Source organism: Synechocystis sp. PCC 6803 substr. PCC-P (assembly GCF_000284455.1).
GTDB lineage: Bacteria > Cyanobacteriota > Cyanobacteriia > Cyanobacteriales > Microcystaceae > Synechocystis.
On the sequence record NC_017039.1, the window covers coordinates 2,563,958 to 2,589,764 of the forward strand.

At 48.8% G+C, this 25,807-nt stretch carries 25 protein-coding genes and 1 tRNA gene; 11 read left to right on the forward strand and 15 right to left on the reverse strand.

The annotated features are described in order from the left end of the window. Nucleotides 1-11 precede the first annotated feature (11 nt). A complete protein-coding gene (locus tag SYNPCCP_RS12000) occupies nucleotides 12-1,013 on the reverse strand; it encodes a glycosyltransferase (RefSeq protein WP_010873495.1) in 1,002 nt (333 codons plus the stop codon). A gap of 93 nt (nucleotides 1,014-1,106) precedes the next feature. After that, the gene (gene purU, locus SYNPCCP_RS12005; protein WP_010873496.1) at nucleotides 1,107-1,961 is read right to left on the reverse strand and encodes a formyltetrahydrofolate deformylase; all 855 of its coding nucleotides are present in this window, start codon (nucleotides 1,959-1,961) and stop codon (nucleotides 1,107-1,109) included. 177 nt (nucleotides 1,962-2,138) lie between these two features. On the opposite strand from purU, the gene SYNPCCP_RS12010 reads away from it, so the two are divergent. Beyond that, complete coding sequence (locus tag SYNPCCP_RS12010) at nucleotides 2,139-2,843, forward strand: carbonic anhydrase (RefSeq protein ID WP_041426032.1); 705 nt, start codon at nucleotides 2,139-2,141, stop codon at nucleotides 2,841-2,843. Between the two features lies 1 nt (nucleotide 2,844). Here the strand turns inward: SYNPCCP_RS12010 and SYNPCCP_RS12015 are convergent, their stop codons facing one another. From SYNPCCP_RS12015 to ilvN, 5 genes are all read right to left on the reverse strand, one after another. Then, the gene (locus tag SYNPCCP_RS12015) at nucleotides 2,845-3,615 is read right to left on the reverse strand and encodes a hypothetical protein (protein ID WP_010873498.1); all 771 of its coding nucleotides are present in this window, start codon (nucleotides 3,613-3,615) and stop codon (nucleotides 2,845-2,847) included. A gap of 26 nt (nucleotides 3,616-3,641) precedes the next feature. Next, on the reverse strand, nucleotides 3,642-7,361 hold the full coding sequence (locus SYNPCCP_RS12020; RefSeq protein WP_010873499.1) for a HEAT repeat domain-containing protein: 3,720 nt from the start codon (nucleotides 7,359-7,361) through the stop codon (nucleotides 3,642-3,644). Nucleotides 7,362-7,518: 157 nt separating this feature from the next. Continuing rightward, nucleotides 7,519-8,073, reverse strand: a complete 555-nt coding sequence (locus SYNPCCP_RS12025; RefSeq protein ID WP_010873500.1) for a glutathione S-transferase family protein — start codon at nucleotides 8,071-8,073, stop codon at nucleotides 7,519-7,521. A 93-nt stretch (nucleotides 8,074-8,166) separates the two neighbouring features. Then, the gene (locus SYNPCCP_RS12030; protein ID WP_010873501.1) at nucleotides 8,167-9,114 is read right to left on the reverse strand and encodes a hypothetical protein; all 948 of its coding nucleotides are present in this window, start codon (nucleotides 9,112-9,114) and stop codon (nucleotides 8,167-8,169) included. A 99-nt stretch (nucleotides 9,115-9,213) separates the two neighbouring features. Then, nucleotides 9,214-9,732 (reverse strand): acetolactate synthase small subunit, encoded by a 519-nt coding sequence (ilvN, locus tag SYNPCCP_RS12035; RefSeq protein ID WP_014407139.1) that lies wholly within the window; start codon nucleotides 9,730-9,732, stop codon nucleotides 9,214-9,216. Nucleotides 9,733-9,961: 229 nt separating this feature from the next. Here ilvN and SYNPCCP_RS12040 point away from each other — a divergent pair, with 229 nt between their 5' ends. The 5 genes from SYNPCCP_RS12040 (at nucleotide 9,962) to chlG (ending at nucleotide 13,031) form a co-directional block, all read left to right on the forward strand. After that, nucleotides 9,962-10,150 carry a DUF3285 domain-containing protein gene (locus tag SYNPCCP_RS12040; protein ID WP_010873503.1) on the forward strand — a complete coding sequence of 63 codons (189 nt, stop codon included), beginning with the start codon at nucleotides 9,962-9,964 and terminating at the stop codon, nucleotides 10,148-10,150. 4 nt (nucleotides 10,151-10,154) lie between these two features. Further along, the gene (ybeY, locus tag SYNPCCP_RS12045; protein WP_010873504.1) at nucleotides 10,155-10,694 is read left to right on the forward strand and encodes an rRNA maturation RNase YbeY; all 540 of its coding nucleotides are present in this window, start codon (nucleotides 10,155-10,157) and stop codon (nucleotides 10,692-10,694) included. 64 nt (nucleotides 10,695-10,758) lie between these two features. Further along, a complete protein-coding gene (locus tag SYNPCCP_RS12050) occupies nucleotides 10,759-11,286 on the forward strand; it encodes a diacylglycerol kinase (protein WP_010873505.1) in 528 nt (175 codons plus the stop codon). Between the two features lie 36 nt (nucleotides 11,287-11,322). Continuing rightward, nucleotides 11,323-11,913, forward strand: a complete 591-nt coding sequence (locus SYNPCCP_RS12055) for an aminodeoxychorismate/anthranilate synthase component II (protein ID WP_014407140.1) — start codon at nucleotides 11,323-11,325, stop codon at nucleotides 11,911-11,913. A gap of 143 nt (nucleotides 11,914-12,056) precedes the next feature. Next, nucleotides 12,057-13,031 carry a chlorophyll synthase ChlG gene (gene chlG / locus SYNPCCP_RS12060; protein WP_010873507.1) on the forward strand — a complete coding sequence of 325 codons (975 nt, stop codon included), beginning with the start codon at nucleotides 12,057-12,059 and terminating at the stop codon, nucleotides 13,029-13,031. 146 nt (nucleotides 13,032-13,177) lie between these two features. Here chlG and SYNPCCP_RS12065 read toward each other — a convergent pair whose 3' ends face one another. From SYNPCCP_RS12065 to SYNPCCP_RS12080, 4 genes are all read right to left on the reverse strand, one after another. Then, entirely contained in the window at nucleotides 13,178-14,005 is an 828-nt protein-coding gene (locus SYNPCCP_RS12065) for an amino acid ABC transporter substrate-binding protein (RefSeq protein ID WP_010873508.1), read from the reverse strand. Between the two features lie 155 nt (nucleotides 14,006-14,160). Continuing rightward, nucleotides 14,161-14,427 carry a transcriptional coactivator PipX gene (pipX, locus tag SYNPCCP_RS12070; protein ID WP_010873509.1) on the reverse strand — a complete coding sequence of 89 codons (267 nt, stop codon included), beginning with the start codon at nucleotides 14,425-14,427 and terminating at the stop codon, nucleotides 14,161-14,163. A 152-nt stretch (nucleotides 14,428-14,579) separates the two neighbouring features. Beyond that, nucleotides 14,580-15,767, reverse strand: coding sequence for an AI-2E family transporter (locus tag SYNPCCP_RS12075; RefSeq protein WP_010873510.1), 1,188 nt, complete (start codon nucleotides 15,765-15,767; stop codon nucleotides 14,580-14,582). A 46-nt stretch (nucleotides 15,768-15,813) separates the two neighbouring features. After that, the gene (locus SYNPCCP_RS12080; RefSeq protein ID WP_020862141.1) at nucleotides 15,814-16,236 is read right to left on the reverse strand and encodes a hypothetical protein; all 423 of its coding nucleotides are present in this window, start codon (nucleotides 16,234-16,236) and stop codon (nucleotides 15,814-15,816) included. A 179-nt stretch (nucleotides 16,237-16,415) separates the two neighbouring features. Between SYNPCCP_RS12080 and SYNPCCP_RS12085 the strand changes: the two genes are divergently transcribed. Beyond that, a complete protein-coding gene (locus SYNPCCP_RS12085; protein WP_020862140.1) occupies nucleotides 16,416-16,739 on the forward strand; it encodes a phasin family protein in 324 nt (107 codons plus the stop codon). 61 nt (nucleotides 16,740-16,800) lie between these two features. On the opposite strand, the gene SYNPCCP_RS12090 is transcribed toward SYNPCCP_RS12085, so the two are convergent. Then, a tRNA-Ala gene (locus SYNPCCP_RS12090) sits at nucleotides 16,801-16,873 on the reverse strand. 26 nt (nucleotides 16,874-16,899) lie between these two features. On the opposite strand from SYNPCCP_RS12090, the gene SYNPCCP_RS12095 reads away from it, so the two are divergent. The 3 genes from SYNPCCP_RS12095 (at nucleotide 16,900) to SYNPCCP_RS12105 (ending at nucleotide 19,328) form a co-directional block, all read left to right on the forward strand. Beyond that, the gene (locus tag SYNPCCP_RS12095) at nucleotides 16,900-17,205 is read left to right on the forward strand and encodes a hypothetical protein (RefSeq protein ID WP_010873513.1); all 306 of its coding nucleotides are present in this window, start codon (nucleotides 16,900-16,902) and stop codon (nucleotides 17,203-17,205) included. Between the two features lie 74 nt (nucleotides 17,206-17,279). Beyond that, nucleotides 17,280-18,389, forward strand: coding sequence for a patatin-like phospholipase family protein (locus tag SYNPCCP_RS12100; RefSeq protein ID WP_010873514.1), 1,110 nt, complete (start codon nucleotides 17,280-17,282; stop codon nucleotides 18,387-18,389). A 273-nt stretch (nucleotides 18,390-18,662) separates the two neighbouring features. Next, nucleotides 18,663-19,328 carry a hypothetical protein gene (locus tag SYNPCCP_RS12105; protein ID WP_010873515.1) on the forward strand — a complete coding sequence of 222 codons (666 nt, stop codon included), beginning with the start codon at nucleotides 18,663-18,665 and terminating at the stop codon, nucleotides 19,326-19,328. Nucleotides 19,329-19,358: 30 nt separating this feature from the next. On the opposite strand, the gene SYNPCCP_RS12110 is transcribed toward SYNPCCP_RS12105, so the two are convergent. The 3 genes from SYNPCCP_RS12110 to grpE all read right to left on the reverse strand — a co-directional run bounded on the left by SYNPCCP_RS12110 (nucleotide 19,359) and on the right by grpE (nucleotide 23,503). After that, the gene (locus SYNPCCP_RS12110) at nucleotides 19,359-20,393 is read right to left on the reverse strand and encodes an AI-2E family transporter (RefSeq protein ID WP_010873516.1); all 1,035 of its coding nucleotides are present in this window, start codon (nucleotides 20,391-20,393) and stop codon (nucleotides 19,359-19,361) included. 48 nt (nucleotides 20,394-20,441) lie between these two features. Then, the gene (dnaK, locus tag SYNPCCP_RS12115) at nucleotides 20,442-22,520 is read right to left on the reverse strand and encodes a molecular chaperone DnaK (RefSeq protein ID WP_010873517.1); all 2,079 of its coding nucleotides are present in this window, start codon (nucleotides 22,518-22,520) and stop codon (nucleotides 20,442-20,444) included. Between the two features lie 233 nt (nucleotides 22,521-22,753). Then, nucleotides 22,754-23,503 carry a nucleotide exchange factor GrpE gene (gene grpE / locus SYNPCCP_RS12120; protein WP_010873518.1) on the reverse strand — a complete coding sequence of 250 codons (750 nt, stop codon included), beginning with the start codon at nucleotides 23,501-23,503 and terminating at the stop codon, nucleotides 22,754-22,756. A gap of 217 nt (nucleotides 23,504-23,720) precedes the next feature. On the opposite strand from grpE, the gene SYNPCCP_RS12125 reads away from it, so the two are divergent. After that, nucleotides 23,721-25,739: a GspE/PulE family protein gene (locus SYNPCCP_RS12125; protein WP_010873519.1), complete on the forward strand. Its 2,019-nt coding sequence runs from the start codon at nucleotides 23,721-23,723 to the stop codon at nucleotides 25,737-25,739. The last annotated feature ends 68 nt before the right edge of the window (nucleotides 25,740-25,807 follow it).

The following is a 25,807-nucleotide window of genomic DNA, read 5'->3' on the forward strand; positions in this document are numbered from 1 at the left end:
ACGATCAAGTTTTAGCTTGACTTAAACTTATTTTTTACTTTTGTCAGTAAACTTTTAAACTTTAGCCAAGCAATTCTTCTTTGGGTTAAAGGTTCAATGGTTTGACTAAAACTGGGATGATAATCAAAAAATTCGTTAATATCTAATAAAATCACCCTTAACCGTTCTAAAATATTTTCCCGACGATACTCTGCCAACAAATTGGGGTCTACCCTGCGCCATTGCCTAGAACCTTTTACCACACCTAGAATTCTTTGACAGTCGTAGTCCAGAGCGTAACCAGCAATTTTTTCGCAGTTAAATCCAGGGTCTAGATAATCGGAGAGCCCCCCATTGACACTAGAAAAAACATGACAGCCACAGGCCATGGCTTCCATGGGTTGCAGGCCAAAACCTTCACTTACTCCCTGTTGCGCCCAATATTCTGCTGAATCGTAAAGATAAACTTTAGCCCGGTTAAATATTCCCGTTAAATCTTCTACGTAACTGTCAATTACTTTTACGTTACATTGACTCTGTAAAGCCGGAATTAATTGTTTTAATAAATAGTGGGATGATTTACGAGCTTGCACCAACACATCAATGTCCCGGACTAGGCCTAAATCACTGAAATCTTCGGAAATATGATTGGGTAAATAATACAGTAAAGAATGGGGCGATCGTTGTCCCCAATAACCCATGGTGTTGCGGCTAATGCAAACGATGGGCAAAGCTGTCGGTAAATCAAAGCCGTAGCCGGTACTGTGGGCGTGGTAAATTACCCGATAACCCTGCAATTTTTTTGCTAATTTGGGAATATCAAAGCCCCAACTAATCACAAAAATTACTTGACCTAAATCTCCCTGAGACAAAATATCATCTAAAAAAAGCGTGTTTGGTTCCCGCTGTTTATAGGTAACAATGGTGGCAGGACAAATTTCTTGTACCAGCTTGATGGTTTTTAATTCTGCCCATAGGCCGCCACAGACGAATTTACCCCCTAATCCCGGTAATAAAAAGTAAAGTTTACGCATTGAAGTTTGATTTAAATATACGGAATAAAAATAAGTTAATAAATATTAAAACACTAAAATAAATCTTAGCTTTTGATCTGAATGTCACTAAAATTAAGCAAACACCACAGTGCGGTTATCATAAACAAGAATTCGATGTTGCAAATGTAAACGCACGGCCCTAGCCAGCACCACCCTTTCTAAATCTCTTCCCTTACGAATTAAATCGTCCACATTATCCCGGTGACTAACCCTGACCACATCCTGCTCGATAATTGGACCCTCATCCAATTGGGCGGTGGCATAGTGGGCGGTGGCTCCAATGATTTTTACGCCCCGCTCATGGGCACGATGGTAGGGATTAGCGCCGGGAAAAGCCGGTAAAAAAGAGTGGTGAATATTAATAATGTTGGGAAATTGAACCACAAAATCCGTGGTTAAAATTTGTAGATATTTTGCTAACACCACTAGATCAATTTGGTACTGTTTCAACAAAGCCAATTCGGCCGTTTCCTGAGCTAATTTATTCTCTTTCGTAATGGGTAAACAATGGAAATCAATGCCAAATTGGTCAGCAATGGATTTGAGGTCAGGATGATTACTAATAATGAGGGGAATTTCACAACGCAACTCTCCCGATCGCCAACGCCAGAGAATATCGAGCAGACAATGGTCTTGCTTGGACACCCAGAGGGCTAACCGGGGCAACTGGTCAGAAAAATGAATTTGCCAAGTAGCTTGGAGTTGCTCAGCCAATTGGGACCAAGCGGATAACAACTCCGGACGGGATAGGCGAAAATTGTCCAACTGCCACTCCACCCGATTTAAAAAAAGTCCACTGGAGAAGTCCGTGTGCTGGTCGGCATGGATAATATTGCCCTGGTTTTGATAAATAAACTGGGCAATTTGGGCCACAATGCCCGGTTGGTCAGGACAGGAAACAAGCAGTGTTGCGGTGAGATTTTGCATCAAAGACAAAGGAATACAGCCCTAGGAATATGAGACGATAGTCCACCTTGTCATTTTCCCACTTAGTGCCCCCAGGGAATTTTTCTGACTATGATGGGGAAAATTGAAAAATTTGCCCTAACTCAAAATACCTCAGTTTTTTTAGTTGTTCTTCCTGATACTCAGCTAAATTACCCCATGGCTAAAATCCCTACTATTGATCGCCGTCAGTTAATCCAATATGGCGGAGCTTTCCTCGGCACTAGCTTGATGGCCACCATACTGGGCAATCAAATGGCTGGTAACCCGGCTGCCCAGGCCCAGTCTGCTAACCAAACGCCCCAGCAACTTTTAACGGAATTGATGGAGGGCAATGGACGTTTTGCCGCACAAAAAAGGGTTAAGGCCAACCAAGACCTCTATCGTCTTGCGGAAGTGGCCCAAGGTCAAAATCCCTTTGCCGCTATCCTTAGTTGTGCCGATTCCCGAGTACCGCCGGAGATTATCTTTGATCAGGGTTTAGGGGATTTGTTCATCTGTCGCATTGCCGGCAACGTCGCAACCCCTCAGGAGGTGGGAAGCTTGGAATTTGGCACCCTAGTTTTGGGAGCAAAGGTGTTGATGGTTTTGGGACACCAAGGTTGTGGGGCTGTGAAAGCCGCCATGGATGGGGGAGATTTACCGGGACAAATTGGCAGTGTGATCAAAAAAATTGATATCGGCTCTGTTACCGATGACAGCAGTAATGCCGCCAGTGTGGTCATGGCCACGAAAGCCAACGTTGAACACCAAATGGCAGTACTCATACAATCCCCGGTGCTAAGTCAATTGATAGCTGAAGAAAGGTTATTGATTATGGGCGCTTACTACAATCTAGAGTCGGGCATTGTAACACTGTTGTAGTTCAATCAATCAAGACATCTTCCCCGGAATCGCTTTGGCTGGCTTCCCATTCCACATTGGGCATGGACTCGAAAGCTTGACGTACATAGGATTCCCACAGGCTACGCATTTTAGCCAGGTAGGGATCTCCCAAGCGTAGTTGTAGTGTATGGCGCACGGAAAAATGATTGGCCTCCACCATGGTCAGATTAATGGGGGGCCCAACGGAAATATTTGACTTCATAGTGGAGTCAATGGAAAGCAAGGCGCATTTGGCCATGGCTTCCAGGGGGGTGTCATAGGTGATGGTGCGGTCCAGCAACGGCTTGCCATACTTAGTTTCGCCAATTTGTAGGAAGGGAGTCTCCTTGGTGGCTTGGATGAAATTACCCTGGGGATAAATCAAGTACAATTCCTGGTGCGGTTCCCCCTTAATTTGCCCTCCCAAGAGGAAATTGCACTGAAAATCAATGCCATCTTTTTCTAGCCATGGTCGGTCTTTTTCCTGCATTTCCCGCACCTTACCGCCGATGTAAGTGGCCACTTCGTGCATAGTGGCAATGTTGTGGAGATGGTCCCCGTCATCCCGCTGGATATCTCGGTCAATCTGATGGAGCACCGCCTGGGTAATGGCTAGGTTGCCGGAGGTGCAAAGAATTAAAATTCGATCGCCAGGGAGAGAATAATCAAATAATTTCTTATAGGCGGAAGTATAATCTACCCCCGCATTAGTGCGGGAATCTGCCCCCATGACCATGCCAAAACGATTAATTAAACCCAAACAATAGGTCATAGCCAAAGTGTGATGATTTTAGTAATTCAAGGGGAGGTGAGACAATTTTGCAACCAAGCGACAATGTCCGCCGCCGTAGTTTGGGATTCCCGCAACTGAAAATAGGGCAACACCACAGTTTTCGGGGCCGGCGTCACCCCCAAAATGGCGATCGGGCCATGGAAAGTGCCCAACTGCTGCCAAAGTTGTTCCAGGTCTAGGGGGGAGGGACTCAACTGTTCGAACAACAGCAGAAGGGGATGACCTTGCTTCCGTTGTAGTTGATGCCAGTAGAACCGCAGTTTAGATAAATTATCAGGGATAGCTCCGTCAAATTCAGGACAATCTTGGTCAAGCATTTGGTCGTAGATATCCACACTGGGATTATCCAAGTTCAAAAATTGACTAGTATCAATCCAAATTATCCGACAACCATTGAGGGGATCACTTTCCCCCTGTAAAGTTTGGGCCAGGGAGTATCGGAAAAAGGATCTTTGTTTAGAACTTTTCCCAGGAATACTGGTGCCGGACACCGCCAGGGGAGTTTGATGCCATGCTTGATAAAAGTCAGCATAGGTCATTTGTCGGGCACAGTACCAAAAAATTTGCCAATGGTCTGCCAAGTTTTCCCCTTGGGGCCGGGCACATAGCTCCCGCAACTGATAAACCACCGTGGGTAATAACTTACGGGGCACAATTTTGATCAAAGCCTGGGTTCCATCCTGACGGACCCGATCTTCAGGATTTTCCAGCAGTAATCCCACCAGGGCTTGGGTCACTTCCCGATTGTTAGAGCCGATTTGGGCCAAGGTTTTCACCACACCCCGGAGTATTTCTGCCTCAGTATCGGTGCCAACCACACGGATTAGGGCCGCCAACACAGCAGGATTATTTTTTCCCACCAGGGCTAAATCTTGGGCGGCCGCTAGGCGGATACTTTCGTTGTCGCCATTTTGCAGGAGATTGATCAGGGCCATGAGGGCAGAAAGGTTACCTGGATCAATGGTGGCTAGACTGGCGGCGGCCTGTCGTTGGCCATAGGGATCCTCCTTGTTACGCAATAGACGTAGGAGAGTATTAATGGCGATGGGATTACCTGGATCAATGCGGCCTAAAATTTCGGCCCAAGTTTGGAGATGCTCGCTGGTTTCGGTGTTTTCCAACAAATATACCAGGGAAGACAAAATGCCGACGTTCTGGGGATCGACTTTTAGCAGAGCTTGGATAGTTTCATTGAGCAACCAGTCCCCTTCTTCCGTGCGGGGTTGGGCCACGGCTTTTTCCACTAGGGTAGTTAGGGTGGCGATCGCCGAGGGGTCTCCCTGGCCAATTTTGGCCAGACTACTGACAATTAACCAACGGACAAAAACATCCTCCTCCGCCATCAATAGGTCAGCTAAGCCAGCTACGACGGTGGGCGACGGCACTTCCACTTCCCCCAGACTATAGATGGCTTGTTTTCGCAACGGTAGGGGTTGATCTGCTTGGATATGCCTTTGGAGAACGACCAGAGCAGTGGGGTTGCCGGGGTCAATTTTTTCTAGACTTTCGGCTGTCTGGCAGAGAAAAGCCCCAGGGGGATAAAGCCTTAGTTTTTGCAGCAGGCCGGCAATGACCAGGCTGTGGTTTTTGCCCACCACTTCCAAACATTGCAACACCTGACGATGGTGCAGAACCGATAATTTGGGAGAAAGAAAATCCAGCAGAGCTTTAATCACCGGCAAGTTGCCCACGGCACAATGGGCTAAGGTCTGGAGGGCTAGGCTGTAATCTTTTTGGCCAGGGCGCAATGCCGCCAAGAAAGTAGCTACCCCGGGGGAACTATTGGGATCAATTAAAATCAGTGCGGAGGCAATGGCAAAGCGCAAACTAGATTGTTCATGGAGGGCTAACTGTTGCTCTAAAACTTCGATCGCCTGGGGAAATCCCTGCCCCCACTGTCCCAGCCATTGGCAGCATTGACCATATATCCGGTCATCTTCGGTGGTTTGTAGAATTTTGAGCAGGGCTTGGAGCACTGGCGCGCGGTGGGTTTCAGTCAAAAGCGCCGTCACCCATTTTTGTTGACCCCCATTACCTGCCATGGGCGGCAATCCCTGGGCTAATAATCTGGCCACAATTTCATCGGCCTGGGCAAGGTCGGGACATTCCCTTAGGGCCAGGGCCGCACACTCCAAAGCCCTGAGTCCGTAAAAATTTTCCGGGCTACAACGGTCGTCAAACTCCAACATTGCCTGGAGAAAGGCTTGTTTATTGACTAAGCTGATATCTTCCCTTCCCCACCAAAAGGCCAATACCCTCTGCCACTCTGGATCGAAAATACGATACTGATGCCGATAAATATCTAGGAAAAAGTGCCAATCGGCGATCGCCAGGGCGGCAAAATAATCCCGAAAAGTGTCGTCGGCAAAGCCATAGCCCCTTTCCCAAACGCCTTTGCGCACAGCAGTCTTGGGAATTAACCAGCCCAATTGCAAAGCCGAACGCAACAGGGGGGAATCTTTGCCAAAAATTTTTTCCACTTCCACCGGGGCCAGGGGCCGATGGTCAGCTCGGTTTTCCCCCAGCATTTGTTTAGCTAATTGACCCAAAAGCTGGGCCAACTCATCCTGCTGTCCTGGTTTGGTAGGGGCCCATTCACTCTGCCACAGATAAAAAGCCTTAACTAATTTGTTATACAGAGCTCCACTGCTGACGGGAAAGTCCCTCGGTTGATCTGCCCAAAAGCGACAGCACAGCATTAAGCGCCGGGGACGGAGGAGATAGGGACGTAAATACCTCACCGAGGGATTGGCCAGGGCCTCTTTCAAAGCATTGGCTAGGGCATTGGGCTTACCGGGGTTTTCCGGTTGACCCGGGCGATCGGCGCTGAAATAATCTTCAATGGCGATTTCCACGTTATCAGGATAGACCAGTGGCTCGATTTGATAACGGGTAAAACCGGCCAGTCCCCGGGGATCGTTGCGCCTGGTGTCCGGACGACAACTCAACAGCACCGGAGTGGTGGGCACTTCCGCCAAACTATCCTTGAGCCAGGTAAGGCTGCCTTGGGCCCCGGACATCTGGCTTGGGTCGGTAAAGGTGTAATCAATGCCGTCTAACACTAACCAAAACTGCCCCGTCTGGAGTCCCAGCAGTAAACTATCCCGCCAAGTTGCCGGGGGAATTTCTTCTTCGAGGGCCATGGCTTCTTGTAACCAAGGACCAAATAGATAGTCTTTGATGCTCCGGTGTTTAAAACGAGAGGGGTTAAGCCAGATGGGTAAGCAATGGGCCTGGCCTTCTTGGTGGCGTTGCCAGAGCCCCTGGGCAAAATGTTGCAAAAAAATTGTTTTCCCAGATCCCGCTTCCCCCACGATCGCCAGGTAACGGCTTTTTTCCCCTCCCTCGGCGATGGGAGTTAATAAACTGTCCAAAAATTCCAGGGGGCCATAGCTAGCCGGGGCGTTGTGGCCGCCGGTAGATCCGCTGGCAATAACCTTAAGGGAACGGGGAATGCGACCGGCTTTTTTCACAACCCATTCCGGCTGAGTTTGCACTGAGGTGCAGGGGAGAGCCCGGTAGAGCAACTGTTGACATACCGTGGCCCAGTCGGGGACATTCGGGGAACTTTCCTGGTTATTTTCTTGACCGTGGTGATTGTTCGCTGTCCCTGAAAGGCTGGAGGAGTGGACCATGGTAGTTGCCAACAAGGTGGGGAGGAAGCAGGAATTGGGGGCGATCGCCAGGAATTTTGGGTCACAGGCAGAATAAATTCCCTCTGGCATTCACTGTACCAAATCTACCTACCCTAGAACCGTTGGCCGGGGCAAATAATTACCGACAAATTCGCACTTCCACCAATCATGTAGTTTATTTTGACTATAAAAATAAACTATGATGGGGCCATGGGGTTAGGGTTTCCCAGGTTGATCTGGTCACTGGTCAGCGGGCACCGATGGAAGCTTGGAAAGCCGGTCGTTGCACTAGGCCCTGGACGTAGGCCGCCACCGCAGGATAGTCGTCAAAATTAAGTTTGAGCATGATGGGGACATAGGCCAAAATTGAACCGACGGCCACATCCACCACCGAAAATTTTTCTCCGAGGATAAATGGCGATCGCCCTAAAATTTTCTCCAAAGATTGCAACAGTCGGGGCATTTCCTTTTCCCGCACTGCTTCAATAAATAAACCATTGGCCAGGGTGGAATTGGCAAATAAAATCCACTGGTTAACTAGAGCTCTGGCCTGGGCATCGGCGGGAATGGTGCTAGCTTTTTCCGCTAAGTAAAGCAAAATTGCACCGGATTCCCAGAGATGAAAGTTCCCATCGGCGATCGCCGGCACCTTACCAAAGGGATTAATGGCTAAATAGGGAGCTTGGCGATGTTCCCCTTCCTTGAGGTTAACGTTGACGAATTCGTAGGGCAGGGATAATTCTTCTAAGTACCACTGAATGATGGAGGCTCGACTTTGGGGGGCACCGTATAGTTTGATCATGATTTTTTCTCCGATTTGATGCTGTTTAATCCTAGATGTTGTCCTGGCTTGGGAAACCGATCCCCAGCAGAGTTTTGCAAAAAAGTTATCGCCCTACGGAAGATTAAAAACCACCATATCCTGGCCCACCACCGGCGATCGGGCAATGAGATCCCCTTTTAGATCGTAAATCCACAGTCGTCGGAAGGAAAGTTTTTGGGCCCTCTGCCATAGGGCATCTAGGAGGGTTTGTTGCTGTTTGGGGGACAATTCCTGCCAGGAATCGCCTACCGTCAAGGTCAAGCGACTGGCTAAAAAGTTTGGTTCGATGCGCTCCATCAACTGGGGAGGATAAAGTCCTTCTAAATCTACTAATTCCCGCTGAATCACCGCCAATAAACTCTGTTCCGGAGTTAAGGGGGCCAGGGGCAGGGGGGAAACGGCCACGGGTGCGGGGGGAGAGGGGGCTTCCAGGACTGTGGGTAATCCGGTCTCTTCAACTAAATTGGTTGTCTTTTCGGGAGATGTATTGACGGTATTGGGCGTGGAATCGGCCAGGGGCACCGGGGGCTGCTCTTTAGTCGGCAAAAGCGTTGCTACATTAGCCCATTGGGTCGCTAATTGATCCCAAAGTGGCGGCAGATTAAGGGGGGGAATACCAATCCAAAGGACAATCCCCACCAAAATTCCCAACAGGGCAGTGGCAATGGTGGCCAAAATACCGAATTTCCCTTTTTTACGGGGTTTGACTTTATTAACTTGGGGGGAAGCGCTAACATCTGTTTCTACAGATTCAGCAAAAAAATCGTCCCATTGTTCCGTTTGCAGATCACCAGGTAGGGGGCCTGGTTGCAGAGGGGCGGGGGCAGAAGTTGCAGAACTATTGACCAACACCGCTAAGCGGCTAGCCGTGGCCTGGAGGCGGTCAACGGCTGCTCGGGGAAGTTGGATGCCTTGTTGGGGATTGGCCTGTAACTTTTGAATTACCTGTTCAAGTTGCCCCAGGGTAGCTTCCAGTTGGGATGCGAGGGAGGGGTCTGATGGAGAAAATCGATCAGCCATGGAGATGTTTGCAAATACTGGGCAAAGAGCTCAGGACAACCCTGGGGAGACGTGCTTGAGGCCAATGGATATCAATGGTTAAAGAAGGAAGGATAGGCCCTAAAACTTGGATTCCAGGGATTTCAGATATTCCGTATTGACGCCGGATTCCCGCACCAAAGCAATTTTGCCCGTTCGAGCCACCTCTTTAATGCCGAACTTGGCCAACATCTGGAGGATTGCTACCATTTTACCCGGGTCCCCCACCACTTCGATGGTGACGGTGTCTTCGGAGATATCCACAATGCGGGCCCGGAATACCTGGGCTAGCTCAATCACTTCCGCTCGGTTAGGGGCATTGGCGCTCACCTTCACCAGCATCAATTCCCTTTCCACACAGGGAGTTTCGGTGATGTCCTGTACTTTAATTACGTTAACCAACTTGTAGAGTTGCTTGGTCAGTTGTTCGATGGTGTTCTCATCCCCCGGCACCACCATGGTGATGCGGGAAACGTCCCCCTGTTCCGCCGACCCCACCGCCAAGCTCTCAATGTTAAAACCACGGCGGGCAAATAGTCCGGCAATGCGGGTTAGCACTCCGGCTTCATCTTCAACTAAAACAGAGAGGGTGTGTTTCATGGGGGGCAAAGAAGGCGATCGCCGGTGGCCATTGGGGTAAAATTCCACCGGTCTGGGTTAGGGCCCAGTCGTGCAAAGTTAGTGAAATTCGTTGATAAATCCAGCCTTATATCCTACCATGCCCGCCGGGCAAGCTTGCATTTTGCAAAATTCCTCACTAGAGTTAGGGAAGCTGAAGAGTAGTCCGTCGGATCTTAAACGATTGTTTTTGCCCTTGCCATAGATTTTTATGAGTGATTTACCCACCCCGGAAGCGCCGGAAATGACCAATCCTGCCCCAGCGGAACCCCCACCGACCTACGTTAAGTTGGCTATGCGTAATATGGTGCGCAAAAAGGGCAAATCCCTAACCCATTTTTTTCTGTCCGCCAGTGCCCTCCTCGGAGTGCTGGTGGGGATTTCCTACCTAACCCGCTAAGGCCATGGCCCCTACCTCTGTTAACAAGATTGCGGTGGAATTAAGCTTACAAACTGATTTGACTGGTTCCGCCATGGCGAGTTCAGGGGTGGAAGAGTTACTAACCAATCCCTGGCAAGGGTGGTGTCAACGCTGGCTGGAATACCTGGCAGATTGTCTTCCCCCCGCCTCCAGCTACGAACTCACCTTACTATTCACCGGCGATCGCCGTATCCAAGAGTTAAATCGTAAATTTCGCCACCAGGATAAGCCCACCGACGTGTTGGCTTTTGCGGCCTTAGAAGGAGATTTTCCCTTAATAGAATCTGAAGAAACGGAGGAACCCCTTTATTTGGGTGATATAGTGATCTCCCTAGAACGGGCTGACCATCAGGCTAGGGAACGGGGCCATAGTGCAAAATTAGAAGTCGTGTGGTTAACGGCCCACGGCCTACTCCATCTCCTCGGTTGGGATCACCCCGACGAAGCCTCCCTCACCACCATGTTGTCCGAACAATCCCATCTATTAACTTTAATCGGCCAAAATCCTCCCCTATTCACCTAAAACTTGTAATCCAGGTTACATAGGAGAATTGTTCTGTCGACTACACTGCTCGGAGTCGTAGCTCATGAAATCGGTATATCCCATGTCTTCCCCATCCTCGGCGGTTTTTGCTGATCAGGGTTTATCCGGCAAGGCTAATCAGACCCAGCCCCCTCCTCCCCTGGGTCTGGTGGTACCTGCCTCCAAGCCCGGTGCTAAAAAGCCGTTGAGAAAAAATGCCTGGCAGGTGGCCCCCAATCTCTTGGTAAGTTTTCGTTACGCCTGGGCCGGAGTTAGTTATGCCTTTGCCACCCAGCGGAATTTTCGTATCCATACCTTCACAGGGGTAGCGGTCATCACAGCGGCCTCTCTGTTGCATTTAGAGGCGATCGCCGTGGCGGTGCTGGCCCTGACTTCCTGCCTAGTAATGATTTTGGAGTTGTTAAATACAGCCCTGGAATCGGTGGTGGATTTAACGGTGGGGCAGTCCTACCATGAGCTAGCTAAAATTGCCAAAGACTGTGCGGCCGGAGCAGTATTATTAGCGGCGATCGCCGCAGTGATAGTGGGGGGCTGTTTATTATTACCACCACTGCTATCCTTGATGGTCTAATCCCCGTCCACATTTGACCGTAAAGGAGCATTCCAGTTGATTCTGGTCATAGATAACTACGACAGTTTTACCTACAACCTCGTTCAGTATTTAGGCGAATTGGGGCAGAAATACGCCGTAGCCGAAGATCTGAAGGTGTATCGCAACGATCAAATTAGCCTCGAAGAAGTTAAATCCCTCCAGCCCGATGCCATTGTTATTTCCCCCGGCCCTGGCCGTCCCGATGACGCGGGCATTTCCCTCCAGTTAATTGAAAAGCTCAGCGCCTCCACGCCGATTTTAGGCGTTTGCCTGGGGCACCAGAGTATTGGCCAAGTATTTGGGGGCAAGGTGGTGGCCGCCCCGGAATTGATGCACGGCAAAACTTCCCAGATCTACCATCAACAACAGGGCATTTTTGCTGGTCTAGCCAGTCCCGTGCAAGCAACCCGTTACCACAGTCTGATCGTTGAGCGGGAGAGTTTGCCGGAGTGCCTGGAGGTGACGGCCTGGTTGGCCGACGGCATGGTAATGGCTTTTCAGCACCGGGACTATCCCCATGTGCAGAGTGTGCAATTCCATCCGGAAAGTATTCTCACGAAGGAAGGGAAGCAAATGCTGGAAAACTTTCTGCAGAGTCTCGGTTAGGAACTTTCCTCTCAATTCGGCCTAAGTCGGTCAAGGTTTAACCCCCAACCAAGTTACCCCCATTGTTCCATGGCATTCCTAGCCCCAAGGGTGATAGGCTGGGTCAGTGTTTTTGGGTACGCTAGTCAACCTTTGAATCATCTATGTCTGACACACAAAATACCGGCCAAAACCAAGCCAAGGCTCGGCAGTTACTGGGCATGAAGGGGGCCGCCCCGGGGGAAAGTTCCATTTGGAAAATTCGTCTTCAGTTGATGAAGCCCATCACTTGGATTCCCCTGATCTGGGGGGTGGTCTGTGGGGCCGCTTCTTCCGGGGGCTACATCTGGTCAGTGGAGGATTTCCTTAAAGCCCTCACCTGTATGTTGTTGTCCGGCCCGTTAATGACCGGTTATACCCAAACCCTCAATGATTTTTACGACCGGGACATCGACGCCATCAATGAACCCTACCGACCTATTCCTTCCGGGGCCATTTCCGTGCCCCAGGTGGTGACCCAAATTTTAATTCTGTTGGTGGCTGGTATTGGCGTTGCCTACGGCTTGGACGTGTGGGCCCAGCACGATTTTCCCATTATGATGGTGCTCACCTTGGGGGGAGCCTTTGTTGCTTATATTTACTCTGCACCACCGTTGAAGCTAAAACAAAATGGCTGGTTGGGTAACTATGCTCTGGGGGCTAGCTACATTGCCCTACCGTGGTGGGCGGGCCATGCTCTGTTTGGCACCCTCAATCCCACCATTATGGTCTTGACCCTAATTTATAGCTTGGCTGGTTTGGGCATTGCGGTGGTTAACGATTTCAAAAGTGTGGAAGGCGATCGCCAATTGGGGCTCAAGTCCTTGCCGGTGATGTTTGGTATCGGGACAGCAGCTTGGATCTGCGTGATCATGATCGACGTTTTCCAAGCGGGTATTGCGGGATACCTGATTTATGTTCACCAACAGCTTTATGCCACCATTGTGTTGCTATTGCTCATTCCCCAGATAACTTTTCAGGATATGTATTTTCTCCGTAATCCCCTGGAAAATGATGTCAAATACCAAGCCAGTGCCCAGCCATTTCTAGTTTTTGGTATGTTAGCCACCGGTCTGGCCCTAGGCCATGCGGGGATTTGAACTCTCTAACTGAAAGATTAAATCACGCTCAAAAAGCGTGCAATTCCAAGCCCAGGAAGCTAGCAAAAGAGTAGACCGGGCTTGGTTTTACTATTCAATGGGAGAAATGGTTGGTCAATTATCCCCGGCGATCGCCGTCCTAAAATCTAAAGGGGATCAACCCGCACCACATTGGTTTGGTCAATGTTGAACCATTCCTGGAGCAAATCATGGTTTTCCGTGCTAGAAATTACTTCATCCACAAAGCGTTTCCAGTCTCCGTCCCCCTGGGGCAGAATGCAAGCGTAAAGTTCCGTGGTAATGGGTTGATAAGGTCCTAGAGCGTATTCAGCTGGGTTTTTGCCCTGTTTAAGCAGTTCCCCCACTAGCAAAATGCCATCGCTGACAACGGCCTTCACCTGGCCCCCATCCAATTTAGCAATGCCTTCCTCCCGGTCTTGCACTGGCACCCACTGGGCTAGGGGATAAATTTTGGGGATGATATCAAAGGTGGTGGTGTTTTGAATGTAGGCAATGGGAATGCCCTCCAGGGTGCCATTAATGTTAAAGCCCTCCACACTGCCTTGTTTCATCAAAAACTTGGCCCCGGAAATAAAGAATGGAGCTGAAAAATCCACTAATTCCAACCGATCTTGGGTAATGGTGGTGGCTTCACAAACTATATCCAATTCCCCACTGGCGATCGCCTCAAAACGACTCTGGAGGTCAACCCTATCTAAATCAACCGTAATGGTCTTACCCATCTCTTCTGCCAACTTCAAGGCAATTAAGGCCATTAAATCAACCCCATAACCCTCCATTTCCCCATTGGCCATCTCAAAACCAAACGGGACAGCATCGGTGCGGGTTCCAGCCCGTAATTCCCCCGTGCGGGCCACCCTCTCCAACACAGTTTCCGCCTGGACCGGGGCGATCGCCACCAGGCCAGTGGTAAAGGTCAAAGCCAACCAAGTAAAAGCACTTTTGAGCAACATAAATTTCAATCCTTAAATTCGCTTGAATTTACTAAGGGTTTATCCAGGCTCAGGGTAGCGCAATTAGTTCGCTTGGGCCCAGATAAAATCCCATAGGAGACTGAAAATGTTCTAAAACGGCATAATCCCCGGGAACATTTACCAAGAAATCAATCTCAAAAAGTGTTTTTATGTAACTTTGCCAACACGTCATAGGCCTTAAAATCCCCGGCCCGGCGTAGAAACCTCAGGCGATTTTCAATTAATAGTTTGGCATCCGCCCTGGTAATGGGTTCAAATTGGGTATTGTTCGGCGTCGTTTTTACCAAAAAAAATAACCTTTGGGCATAAAGGGTAGTAAAAATCTCCTGATTATCATCCAAGAAACAAATCTGATACAAAAGCCCGAAGGTCGGATGGTTAAGGTAAATTTCGTTACTCATTGAGATCGGGGAGTTAGGGCAAGGACAAATTGCCAACCGAGATGGCTGTCACTGGCTAGAGAAATCTTACCCCTTCCTGTCCCTCCTTAAGCCGTTGGCACGAATTAACCTCAAATTTGCTGTAGTTTTTGATACGGACCGATCCATAGGCACTAAGGCCGGGGGGGCAGTGGTTGCACTTCTTCCTGGTTTTTAAAGTACAAAGGGTCTTGATTATGGTCTGGGGCTGGCACCAAGGGCTTCATGCTGCGGATTGCTCCCAGGGCCTCCTTAATCATCACAGCCGAAGGCACAGCCACTATTACCCCCAGTAGTCCGCCGATTCTGGCCCCGGTTAACAGGGAAATCAAGACCCAAAAGGGATTTAATCCTGTCACACTGCCCAGTACCCTGGGGGCAATGCCATTTTCAACAATTTGCTGGATCACTAGAGCCACCGCCAGCAGTTGCAACGCCATGCCAATGTCCCGCAGAGCTACCAAAAAAGTAACCAGCACAATGCCCACCGACCCACCAAAAGGAATTAGGGCCATTACTCCCACCGTGAGGCCAAAAAGTAAGCCAAAGGGAACTTTGAGCAGTAAAAAGCCAGAAATCAGCCCCAGGGCCATGCAGGTGGCGGACACCAATTGGCCGAGGAAATAGTTTTGGAAACTGCGGCGTAGAGTATCAGAAAAAGGTTTTTGGAAACGCTCTGGCAACCAACCTATGATGCTTTGCCAAACATCGTCGGTGTGGAGGAGGAGATAAAAGGTCAAAATTATCGTCAACAGTACGTCCAGCAAACGCACTACGGTGAAGACGGTCAAGCTTAGGGCGAGGTTGAGGGTGCTGCCAGCCAAGTTTTGTAATTCGGCCGCTAGGCGGCTGTTAATTTGGGGAATAAGACCATCAAAATTGACCGGCCAACCAAGAATCTCTGCCTTTTGATCCAACAATACCAATTGTTTCTGCCCCGAATCGAGCCAATCCGGTAGGCGGGCCACCAGTTGTTGGGCTTGGGATAGGGCGAGGGGAATGAGGGTTACCCCCAGGGCGGTGAAAATAATCAGGGCGGTGAGGAAAACAAAACTAGCCGCCACAAAACGTTTAGCCCCTTGTTTTTCTAGCCAGGCCACCGGGTAGTTGAGTAAAAAGGCGATGACGGAGGCAATGAGGCTAATAACAAAAAGGGATTCAAAATAACCAAAAATCGAGGACAGGGCCCTGGCATTGAGCACCATTAACGGGGCCCCCAGTACTAACACTAATAGGCGGGTGATGGCATTGAGGGAATTCCACCATTTGAACAACCAATTTTGCGGCGGGGGACTGGGATGATTGTTGGCTGGTTCTGTCATAGTTGGCGGTCTCGCAGAGAGCCTCGATCCAGGGGTCGTGGGAGTGTCAAATCTTTAAGGTCTGGGGCCATTTAGCTTTGATTGTTTCCCTCAATCCGGAGTGACAAAATTTTTGCCATTGGGAAGAGTATCGCCAAAACAGGGTAGCTAAGCTCCCACAGGAGAGGGAAAGCCCCAACAAAATAAAGGTGACTGGGGTAATGACCCCAATACTGAACCAAGAAGCAACGTGGAGCACCATTACTCCACAGACGGTGAGGGTGGCAACGTAGGCAGTGTTAACTGACCAGCGGGGTTGCCCTAGGGCAATTAAAACGGCGCAAATGGTGGTCCAGAGTAAAATTGACGGTACCAGGGCGGCGCAAATGCCAACGCAGTGGCCTCGGGAAAAATCAGCTAACCAGGTAATCAAATTCATACTCTCAAAAAAAAGTTCGGCGGCGATCGCCCATAGGACCGTGCCGCCCATTATATAGCAACAGCCCAAGGAGGGCATGGCAGTGGACTGGGGGCACCCAGAACTGAAAATTTAAAACGTTCACGATGGTTTTTGCTATGGTTGACGAGAAGGGCAAGGAGCAATGGAGTCGCCATTCTTCGCCTCAACTTTCGGCAAATTTTCAACTTTGTTCAATCCCGCAACCTTCCATGGATACAAACGACTGGCTTAAACAACTCTTGATGATCGGTGTTGGCACCACCACCCTCGTGGCGGAAAAACTCAGCGATGTGAGTGATCAATGGGTGAAGGAAGGCAAAATTAACGCCGACCAGGCCACCGCTTTTGTGGATGATTTGATGAACCAAATCAAAAACGAGCAGGGACAAATTGAAGCAAATCTGGAAAGACAACTGCGCAATATGCTCCAGGATTTGGGCCTACCCCGTCAGTCGGAAATGGACGAGTTGCGGGGACGTATAGATCGCCTAGAACGACAAATCCGTGACCTGGAAAATCAGCGTTGGCGTTAACCCTGGGTGGGGCCCATTGGCCCTGGTGAACAGTGACAAAACAATTGCACGATAGAGTTTATGGAGAATAGGGAACTCGAATCCCTGACCTCTGCGGTGCGATCGCAGCGCTCTACCAACTGAGCTAATTCCCCGAACTGACCCTCCATTCTAGCATTCGATGTTGCTGTTCGTTATCTGTTTTAATTTTGTCCTAGCCCTGGGCAATGTCTTCTTAGCCGTTAGGCTTTACTTTGTCTATCGACAGTTACAGCAACTCACCAAGCGTTTAGACCATTGGGAAAGCTGTTGCCATAACCTGTTTGCTCCGGCCCCTGCCCTGTTGACCAATTTGGCCCAAAAAAATCGACATTTACGTCAGCAGTACAATCTCTTGCTAAAACGTTGGTCTTTGATCAAAGGGGTGTTACAAATTTGGCAGTTGGCTAGTCAGGGTCGCTGGTGGGCGAACTTGGTTAATGATTAGGGAAAAATTAAGTTTTACAAAAATTTCCTGGCACAGTTGAAGAAACTTTCAGCAAATTAATCGCAGCAAAACCAATGAAACCCAAAGTGGCGATCGCCTGTCAGGGTGGGGGCAGCCAAACTGCTTTCACCGCCGGTGTAATGAAGGCTCTGTTCGAGAACAAGATGCAAGACCACTTCGACATTGTGAGTTTGAGTGGTACTTCTGGAGGCGCTATTTGTGCCCTACTAATTTGGTATGCCCTGAAAAAAGGAGAAAATCCGGTCTGGAAAAGATTGCTTGATTTTTGGCTGGATAACAGTGCCCAAACCTATCAGGAAAGATTTTTTAATGATTTTGTCATTAGGTCTCTGGAGTTGACCAGCAAAGGCATCGTTCCCCAGTATAGTGTGACTCCCTATTCTCCCCTAGCCCAGACCTGGTTAGCTTCGGCTACCCAAGGGTTACGGAGTCGCTTTATCAATTTAGAAGAATTGTTACAGGTTCATGTCGATTTTTCAGAGTTAGCAACTTGGGGCAAGCAATTAGAGCCCCCGGTACTTTTAATTGGAGCTTGCAATATTCTGACGGGAAAACTAGATAAGTTTAATTCTCGCCAGGAAGCCATAAGAATAGAGCATCTGCTTGCTTCGGCCTGTGTGCCAAATATTTTTCCCACCGTTGTTATTGAAGAAGAGGGTGAAAAAAAAGCTTACTGGGATGGCTTATTTTCTGATAATCCTCCCATTCGTTCTTTATACAGGCAAGATTTTGTCGGTATTGAGAACATTCCCCAGGAAATTTGGGTAATTAAAATTAATCCGACCCAGACCGATAAAATTCCCACCGATGCCGATGACATTGCCGATCGCCGCAATGAGTTGGAAGGGAATGTTTCTTTATTTCAAAGCCTGGATCAAATCGAATTTCTCAATTATTTATTTATAAAAGGAGCTTTTAAAGAGGAGTTTTTACAGGAAGTTGGCATCAAAGAGCCGTTAAAAATACCTAAGTCTTTTCCTGAAGATCCCGACCAAACTTATCATATACCAGCCATTGAAATGTCACCGGAATTGGCTAAAAGTTTAAATTATGAAAATAAATTAGATCGTTGCCCAGAAAACATTAATCGGCTGATTGCCGACGGAGAAAAACAGGGAAAGAAATTTATCCAAACGAGACTCCAACAAATGGGTATTCATTGATTATGAGCAAAAAATATGAGCTTTTATTTTAAGGTCATCAGGGCTAATCATTGTATTTCTTATCACTTTAATTCCTGCCCATGTACTCACCCAAACTAGCCCATATCCCCAATCGTTACAATCCTCTAATCAATCTAAATAAACTTTGGTATTACTAAGAAATATTCCTTTATTTTCTATCGAAGTTCCCTAAGGATGATATTTATGACTGGATATTAATATTTTTATGATGATAAGTTAAGTCCAAGGCAAACTAATTTTTAACCGTTGACAATGCTAAAAAAAATTTTCATTCTCGTCATGCTGTTAGCGATCGCCGGAGCGGGACTGGGTTACTATTTTTGGCGGCGGGCCACCCAAATTCCGGCTTGGTTTGAGGCAGAAACATCCACGCCCTCCATTGCTCCCCCAGCCGATTTTCTTCAGGAGAAGATTCGTCAAGAAATTGCCCAAAAGAATGATGGCGATCGCCAGGAACCAGTGAGGGTTACTTTGACAGAAAAAGAATTAGGGCAGGTCTTGCAAGGGGAAGTGGATCGTCAGTTGAAGATGGAATCTATACCCAGACTGCAAACTCAAATTAGGGGGGAAACCTTGGAAGTGGGCACAGTATTGGACCCCCAAATGTTGGACAATGCCCAACTGTCCCCGGGCCAAAAACGCATTGTTGATCGGGTTTTACCACTGTTACCGAGTCAAAATCAGCCTTTTTATGTTGCCTTAGAAGGTACGCCCCAACTGGCAGCAGGGCAATTGATTATGACGGAAAATTCCCGCATTAAAATTGGTGAGTTGAGCTTTCGCATCGGAGATATGGCCCAACGGTTAAATATTCCCCCGGAGAAGTTAAACCAATTACTGCAAGTAAATCTAGATGAGTTAAATTTACAGGGCGTACAAGTACAAGATGGCATGATGCAGTTAGAAGTTAATCCTTGACCTTAATTCCCCCTATTCTTCTCTACGGCACTAGATAAAATCATTGAGCATATCCCGTATGAAACTAGCAATGGGGATAGCCACTAAAATACCTAACAATCCGGCCACCTTGGCACCAATCATCAAGGAAAGTAAAATCCAAACGGGGTGCACCCCGGTGACACGACCCAGTAATTTTGGGGCTAGGCCATTTTCCACCACCTGATCCACTACAGTGGCGATCGCCAAGACTTTAATGCCCAACCAAATGCTCTGAAAACTGGCAATAATACTGATTAAAACAATGCTGGTGCCTCCCCCAAAGGGAAAGAAAGCCATAAAGCCAACAAACATACCAAATAGTAGGGCCAGGGGCACTTGAAAAATGCTTAGAGAAATGATTAAACTAACCCCTAGCAACGCCGCCACGGTGGCTTGGCCAATGTAGTAATTCTGAAAACTATGGCGTAATCTTTGTCGTACCTTATGACGCCAATCAATGGGTAACCAACGGAATATGCCATCCCAAAATGTCTGTCCCCGCAGCAATAAATAGACAGTCATAATAAAGATAAAGCCGGCTTCTACTAAGCTACCTGCAGTCCAAATCAATAAATTTATTAATTGGTTGGTAATGGAGCGAATTTGGTTAGGAAACTCATTGGATAATTCCCGGCCCCAAGCACGGAAATTGGTGGGAATTTCCCACTGATTGCTTAAATTATCTAGGCTTTCTAAGTGGCGATCGCCCAGGGCATTGAGATGGGGCAAAAGTTGTAAAACAGTACGAATTTGATCTACTAATTTGGGAATTACCAACAGACCAATCACCGCCAAAATAATCGCCGTGGTGAGTAATACCAATGCCACTGCGTAGGGCAACTTTAGACGGGGATAGCGCTGGAGCCAACGCACCGGATAACCGAGAATAAAAGCGACCAGGTTCGCAATAATAAAAATTCTCAGGGGGGACTGGAAATAATCCAATATCTGCAGTAGTACCCAACCGTTGAGCAGACACAGGGGCAACGTCAGACCAATCCACAACCAACGGCGATCGCCAGGGGGCATATTGGGCCAATTCATCAAAAAATAAAATAGTTAAACAATCCCAGCGACGGCAATTATCCTGGACTAATCGATCGCTTCATAGTCACTGTAAACAGTTTCATCAGCGTCAAAGTCAAATTCCTCCCCGTCATCTAGACCGTACACTGGAGCAGTTTCCACATAATCCATCCCACCGGGATTGACGGTGCCATTGATCATAGTGCCCGGTGTCATGGTGATGCCCGAGGACGCTTGGATAGGATTCAAATTGGTTTCCAGGGATTCAATCATTTGACTTGTCCCACTGCTAGTGCCCTGAACAAAATTGGCAAATTCATTACTAGCAGCCCCTTTGCCCTGTTGATAGACTTCCGTACCAATCAGTAAAATAATTTGCCGGAATTCCTCCACCAAGGTCTGCAATTTCTCCACCGGCGTATTGGGGGTCCGTAAGGCGATCGCCAATTGGTCCTTCTTCTGCTTGCCAGAAGACTTGAGTTCTTCCCGCACTAGTTCACCGCTTTCCTGGAGTGTAGTCTCGTAGGTGTGGAAAAGGCTATCCGCTTGGTTTTGTAGTTCCATCATCCGCAGACGCAATTGATCCTGGGCGGCATACTGTTGCGCCTCCTGGCGCATCTTTTCAATTTCTCCGCCGCTCAAGCCACCGGTATGGCTAATCACAATACTCTGTTCCTTGCCTGTGCCTTGGTCCTGGGCAGAAACCTTGAGAATACCATTAACATCAATTTCAAAGCTGACCTCAATTTGGGGCATCCCCCGGGGAGCGGGAGGAATCCCCGCCAGTAAGAACTTACCCAGGCTTTTGTTATCCCTGGCCATGGCCCTTTCCCCCTGGATAACATGGATTTCCACCGATGTTTGTCCGTCGACCGCTGTGGAAAACACTTCTGAGCGACTAGTGGGAATGGTGGTATTGCGTTCAATGATTTTTGTTGTTACCTCCCCTAGGGTCTCCAAACCCAGGGATAAAGGCGTTACATCCAACAGCAACACATCCTCCACCTCGCCACCAATGACCCCAGCTTGAATAGCGGCTCCTAAAGCTACTGCCTCATCTGGGTTAACGGAACGCTCTAACTGACTGTCGGGAAAAAATTCTTGAATAACCCGTTGAATGGCCGGAATACGGGTAGAGCCTCCCACCAGAATAACTCGGTGGACATCACTGGCCCTGATCTCACCATCGTCCAATGCCTGGGTGAGGGGAACCCTAGTATCTTCTAGTAATTGCTTAGTTAACTCCTCAAACTGGCTCCGGGCAAGTTCCATTTCCAAGTGTTTGGGTCCCGACTCATCTGCGGTGATAAAAGGCAAGTTAATGGTCGTATTCAGCATGCTGGAGAGTTCGATTTTGGCCTTCTCCGCCGCCTCCCGTAGTCGTTGAATCGCCATTTTATCGGTGCTTAAGTCAATATTTTCCTTTTGCTTAAAGGATTCTGCCATCCACTGGACAACGCAATTATCAAAATCATCCCCCCCCAGATGGTTATTACCAGAGGTGGATAGCACTTCAAATACTCCGTTACCAAGCTGTAGCAGGGAAACATCAAATGTGCCCCCCCCCAAGTCAAACACCAAAATTAACTCTTCCGTTTCCTGTTTATCTAGCCCATAGGCCAAAGCCGCCGCCGTTGGCTCATTGATAATCCGCAATACTTCCAAACCGGCGATCGTCCCTGCATCCTTCGTCGCTTGGCGCTGGGCATCGGTGAAATAGGCCGGCACGGTAATCACTGCCTGGGTAACCGGCTCCCCCAAAAAAGCCTCAGAGTCCGCCTTCAGTTTTTGCAAAATCATGGCGGAAATTTCTTGGGGAGTATAGGATTGTCCGCGAATAGACACACTGACGGTATCGTCCCGCCCCTTAACGCAGTTATAGGGCACCCGGGAACGTTCCTCCACCGTGTCATCCCAGCGTCGCCCAATAAAGCGTTTGATGCTGTACACCGTATTTTCCGCATTGGTCACCGATTGACGCTTGGCCAATTGCCCCACTAACCGCTGGGAACCTTTGGTGAAACCCACAATGCTGGGGGTGGTACGGCCTCCCTCCGTGTTGGTAATCACAATAGGTTTGCCCCCCTCCAACACAGAAGCACAACTGTTGGTGGTTCCCAAATCAATGCCAATGACTTTGCCCATAACTGCTGACCCCGAAAAACAATTGGTGACTTCTAGGTATTTTCTAGGAAAATTTAAGTCTTTTGATGCAAATTTAGACCATTAAGCCCCACTTGGCCATCCTTAGAGCCCATTTTATATTCCCATTCCTTTTTTCCCATTCTTCGACCCTGGAGTGATCGGAGTTTTTGCAAGACTGAAAACGCCGAAAATAGAACGAGGGACAGTGGAATGTCCCCCAAAATGACTGAGTACTAGGGGTTAGCTCCCGCCTCTCCATTCACCACTTCAGCTCCTTCTTCCGGAGCCACCGCCACCTTGACCATGGAATGACGCAGCACAATGTCATCTAAAAGATAACCCCGCACCAACTCCTCAATCACCGTATCCTCGGGATATTCAGCGGTGGGTTCCCGGAGCATCGCCTCATGGTATTTAGGATCAAAAGGTTTTCCCTCAGGGCGCATGGGAGCTACCCCCAAACCTTTAAGGCTGTCCACCAGGTTTTTGTACACCCCCTGATAACTTTTGTGGATCTGATTTTCCCCGTCGGAGTTGGGCTTGATCTGGGTGCGGGCCCGCTCAAAATTGTCCACCACCGGCAAAAGTTCTGTTATGGTCCTTCCTTTGATGAGTTTTGCTTGCTCCTCTTTCTCCCGCTGGGTGCGCTTGCGAAAATTATCAAATTCAGCTGCCAGGGCCACGTAACGCTTTTTGATGGAGTCTAGTTGCTCCGACTGTTCAGCCAATTCCTGGCGATGGCTGGCCAGGTCTTTTTGCAGAATGGCAATTATCTCTTCACTGCTTTTTTCTTGTTCCAGCGGCCCCCCTTCCGTTTCTGTGGCAGCGCCAATCCTCGGATCTTCCGACTGTTCCCCGGACGGCTCTCCTAAAACAGCATCAGTGGGCTGGGGACTTTCCTCCGGAGTTACGGCAGGAACATCACTGGCCTCTGGGGAGACAGGATTGGTTTGATTTTCGAGGGAAACTTGATCTTCGTTCATCTTTATAAGGTGAAACCTAGTTGTACACTTTATCTAAGCGTAACCCGACCTGAAAAAAACTCCGAATCCGATCGGGAGTTATGACGATGTTATTTCAATTCAGGTAAGTTAGTGCGGCCAGTTAACTAGACCGGAGGATTATCATTGTGAATAATCACCGATGGTCACCATTGGCTAGGGAATAGTTTACATCATACGAATCTGGGTAGGTCTTGCTATGACATCTTCCTCCTCTTCCAAGAAAAGCCGTGCCGTTGCCCTACGAAATTATTTTTCCCCCTTCGGCAATAAATTGGTGGCGGGGGGCCATGTAGATGCTGAACAATTGCGACAGGCCCTAGTCCAGGTGAAAAAAACTGGGCGGTCTTTGCCCGAGGAACTTAAGGCAGTCACTGGCCGAGAATTGTCCCCAGAACTACTGCGGCAGTACAAAAAAAATCAGTTATTTGAGCTCAAAGTACTTTACGGGGTGGACAGCGTCGATCCGGAGGTTGCCCCGATCGCCACCCAGCAAATGGCCGAGTTGATTGGGCGATTTTTTCCTTTGGATACTTGTCGGCGATTCAAGTTTTTGCCCTTAGCCCAGCAGGAAGGCGACCCCCCCAGTGTGCTAGTGGCCATGGTGGACCCCGATAACTTGGCTGCCCAGGACGAGCTAAACCGAATTTTGCGGGTTAAAGGTTTTGAATTGCGCCGCTTGGTGGTCACCCAAGATGATTTTAACCAACTGTTGGAACAGTACTATGCCATCCGGGAAGAGTGGGAGGCGGCCCAGGAAAAAAGGGACCAGGAAAGGGCCCTTGATAAACTTAATGATTTGACGGATATTGTCGGCTCCATCGACATGAATCTGGGGGAGGACAAAGAAGATGTAGATAATGCTCTAGACTCCAACGATGCTAACCAAGCACCGGTGATTAACCTGGTCAACAAAATTTTGGCTAAGGCTCTCCAGGAAGGAACTTCCGACATTCACGTGGAGCCGCAGGAAGAAACCCTGAGAATTCGTTTCCGCAAGGATGGGGTTTTAAATCAGGCTTTCGATCCCCTGCCCCGCAAAATTACCCCCGCCGTGGTGGCCCGTTTTAAAATTATGGCGGACATGGACATTGCGGAGAGGCGATCGCCCCAGGATGGCAAAATTCGCCGTATTTACCAGGGCAGGAAGGTGGATTTTCGGGTTAATACCCTACCCAGCCGCTATGGGGAAAAGGTTTGTTTGCGGATTTTGGACAACTCCGCCACTCAGTTGGGCTTAGATTTTCTAATCACTAACCCCGAAACCCTACAAACGGTAAGGGAATTGGCCGCCCGGCCCTATGGCTTAATGTTGGTGACGGGGCCCACCGGATCGGGAAAATCCACCACCCTCTACTCGGTGTTGGCGGAACGCAATAGCCCCGAGGTGAATATCAACACAGCGGAGGACCCGATTGAGTATGCTCTACCGGGCATTACCCAAGTGCAGGTGATTCGGGAAAAGGGCATGGATTTTTCCAATATTCTGCGGGCATTTATGCGTCAGGATCCCGATGTGATTCTGGTGGGGGAAACCAGGGATAAGGAGACGGCCAAAACGGCCATTGAGGCGGCTCTGACTGGACACTTAGTTCTCACTACTCTCCACACCAATGATGCGGCCGGGGCGATCGCCAGATTGGATGAAATGGGAGTGGAGCCGTTTATGGTTTCTGGGTCATTGTTGGGGGTGTTGGCCCAACGGCTGATGCGGAAAGTTTGTACGGAATGTCGCATTGCTTACCACCCTAGCAAGGAAGAATTGTCCCGCTTTGGGCTGTCCGCTTCCGGGGATGAAGTGGTTACTTTTTATAAAGCCAATTCCCTCAGTCCCGACGAAATCCATCTTGCCCGTCAAAAAGGTAATTTATGTCAAAAATGTAGTGGCAGTGGCTATAAGGGTCGGGTGGGGGTCTATGAGGTGATGCGTAATTCTGAGCGTATTGCTGAATTGATTAACCAGGGGGCCACCACTGACCGCATTAAGGATTGTGCGGTGGAAGAGGGCATGATCACCCTATTGGCCTATAGTCTTAATTTAGTGCAGGAAGGCTACACCACCCTAGAGGAGGTGGAACGGGTCACTTTCACCGATACCGGACTGGAGTCAGAAATGCGGGCTAAGCGCAAGAGTGCTTTAACCTGTCGTACGTGTGCGGCGGAACTGCAACAGGAATGGCTTGATTGTCCCTATTGCATGACTTCCCGGTTTAGCTAAATAGCGATGGGGGTGAGGGGGGAATTAGCTCTGTCCATGGACCATTGATAGGTGCACTGTCTTCCATT

Bases quoted from the DNA above. Each gene is read 5' to 3' on its own strand.
- ilvN (WP_014407139.1), bottom strand. From the start codon at position 9,732: ATGAAACACACCCTCTCTGTTTTAGTTGAAGATGAAGCCGGAGTGCTA.
- dnaK (WP_010873517.1), bottom strand. From the start codon at position 22,520: ATGGGCAAAGTCATTGGCATTGATTTGGGAACCACCAACAGTTGTGCT.
- SYNPCCP_RS12080 (WP_020862141.1), bottom strand. From the start codon at position 16,236: ATGGGCGGCACGGTCCTATGGGCGATCGCCGCCGAACTTTTTTTTGAG.
- SYNPCCP_RS12095 (WP_010873513.1), top strand. From the start codon at position 16,900: ATGTTGCTGTTCGTTATCTGTTTTAATTTTGTCCTAGCCCTGGGCAAT.
- SYNPCCP_RS12100 (WP_010873514.1), top strand. From the start codon at position 17,280: ATGAAACCCAAAGTGGCGATCGCCTGTCAGGGTGGGGGCAGCCAAACT.
- SYNPCCP_RS12125 (WP_010873519.1), top strand. From the start codon at position 23,721: ATGACATCTTCCTCCTCTTCCAAGAAAAGCCGTGCCGTTGCCCTACGA.
- ybeY (WP_010873504.1), top strand. From the start codon at position 10,155: ATGGCCCCTACCTCTGTTAACAAGATTGCGGTGGAATTAAGCTTACAA.
- SYNPCCP_RS12020 (WP_010873499.1), bottom strand. From the start codon at position 7,361: ATGCCAGAGGGAATTTATTCTGCCTGTGACCCAAAATTCCTGGCGATC.
- SYNPCCP_RS12065 (WP_010873508.1), bottom strand. From the start codon at position 14,005: ATGTTGCTCAAAAGTGCTTTTACTTGGTTGGCTTTGACCTTTACCACT.
- SYNPCCP_RS12075 (WP_010873510.1), bottom strand. From the start codon at position 15,767: ATGACAGAACCAGCCAACAATCATCCCAGTCCCCCGCCGCAAAATTGG.
- grpE (WP_010873518.1), bottom strand. From the start codon at position 23,503: ATGAACGAAGATCAAGTTTCCCTCGAAAATCAAACCAATCCTGTCTCC.
- pipX (WP_010873509.1), bottom strand. From the start codon at position 14,427: ATGAGTAACGAAATTTACCTTAACCATCCGACCTTCGGGCTTTTGTAT.
- SYNPCCP_RS12050 (WP_010873505.1), top strand. From the start codon at position 10,759: ATGAAATCGGTATATCCCATGTCTTCCCCATCCTCGGCGGTTTTTGCT.
- SYNPCCP_RS12000 (WP_010873495.1), bottom strand. From the start codon at position 1,013: ATGCGTAAACTTTACTTTTTATTACCGGGATTAGGGGGTAAATTCGTC.
- SYNPCCP_RS12110 (WP_010873516.1), bottom strand. From the start codon at position 20,393: ATGAATTGGCCCAATATGCCCCCTGGCGATCGCCGTTGGTTGTGGATT.
- SYNPCCP_RS12085 (WP_020862140.1), top strand. From the start codon at position 16,416: ATGGATACAAACGACTGGCTTAAACAACTCTTGATGATCGGTGTTGGC.
- SYNPCCP_RS12025 (WP_010873500.1), bottom strand. From the start codon at position 8,073: ATGATCAAACTATACGGTGCCCCCCAAAGTCGAGCCTCCATCATTCAG.
- SYNPCCP_RS12040 (WP_010873503.1), top strand. From the start codon at position 9,962: ATGAGTGATTTACCCACCCCGGAAGCGCCGGAAATGACCAATCCTGCC.
- SYNPCCP_RS12010 (WP_041426032.1), top strand. From the start codon at position 2,139: ATGGCTAAAATCCCTACTATTGATCGCCGTCAGTTAATCCAATATGGC.
- SYNPCCP_RS12030 (WP_010873501.1), bottom strand. From the start codon at position 9,114: ATGGCTGATCGATTTTCTCCATCAGACCCCTCCCTCGCATCCCAACTG.
- chlG (WP_010873507.1), top strand. From the start codon at position 12,057: ATGTCTGACACACAAAATACCGGCCAAAACCAAGCCAAGGCTCGGCAG.
- purU (WP_010873496.1), bottom strand. From the start codon at position 1,961: ATGCAAAATCTCACCGCAACACTGCTTGTTTCCTGTCCTGACCAACCG.
- SYNPCCP_RS12105 (WP_010873515.1), top strand. From the start codon at position 18,663: ATGCTAAAAAAAATTTTCATTCTCGTCATGCTGTTAGCGATCGCCGGA.
- SYNPCCP_RS12015 (WP_010873498.1), bottom strand. From the start codon at position 3,615: ATGACCTATTGTTTGGGTTTAATTAATCGTTTTGGCATGGTCATGGGG.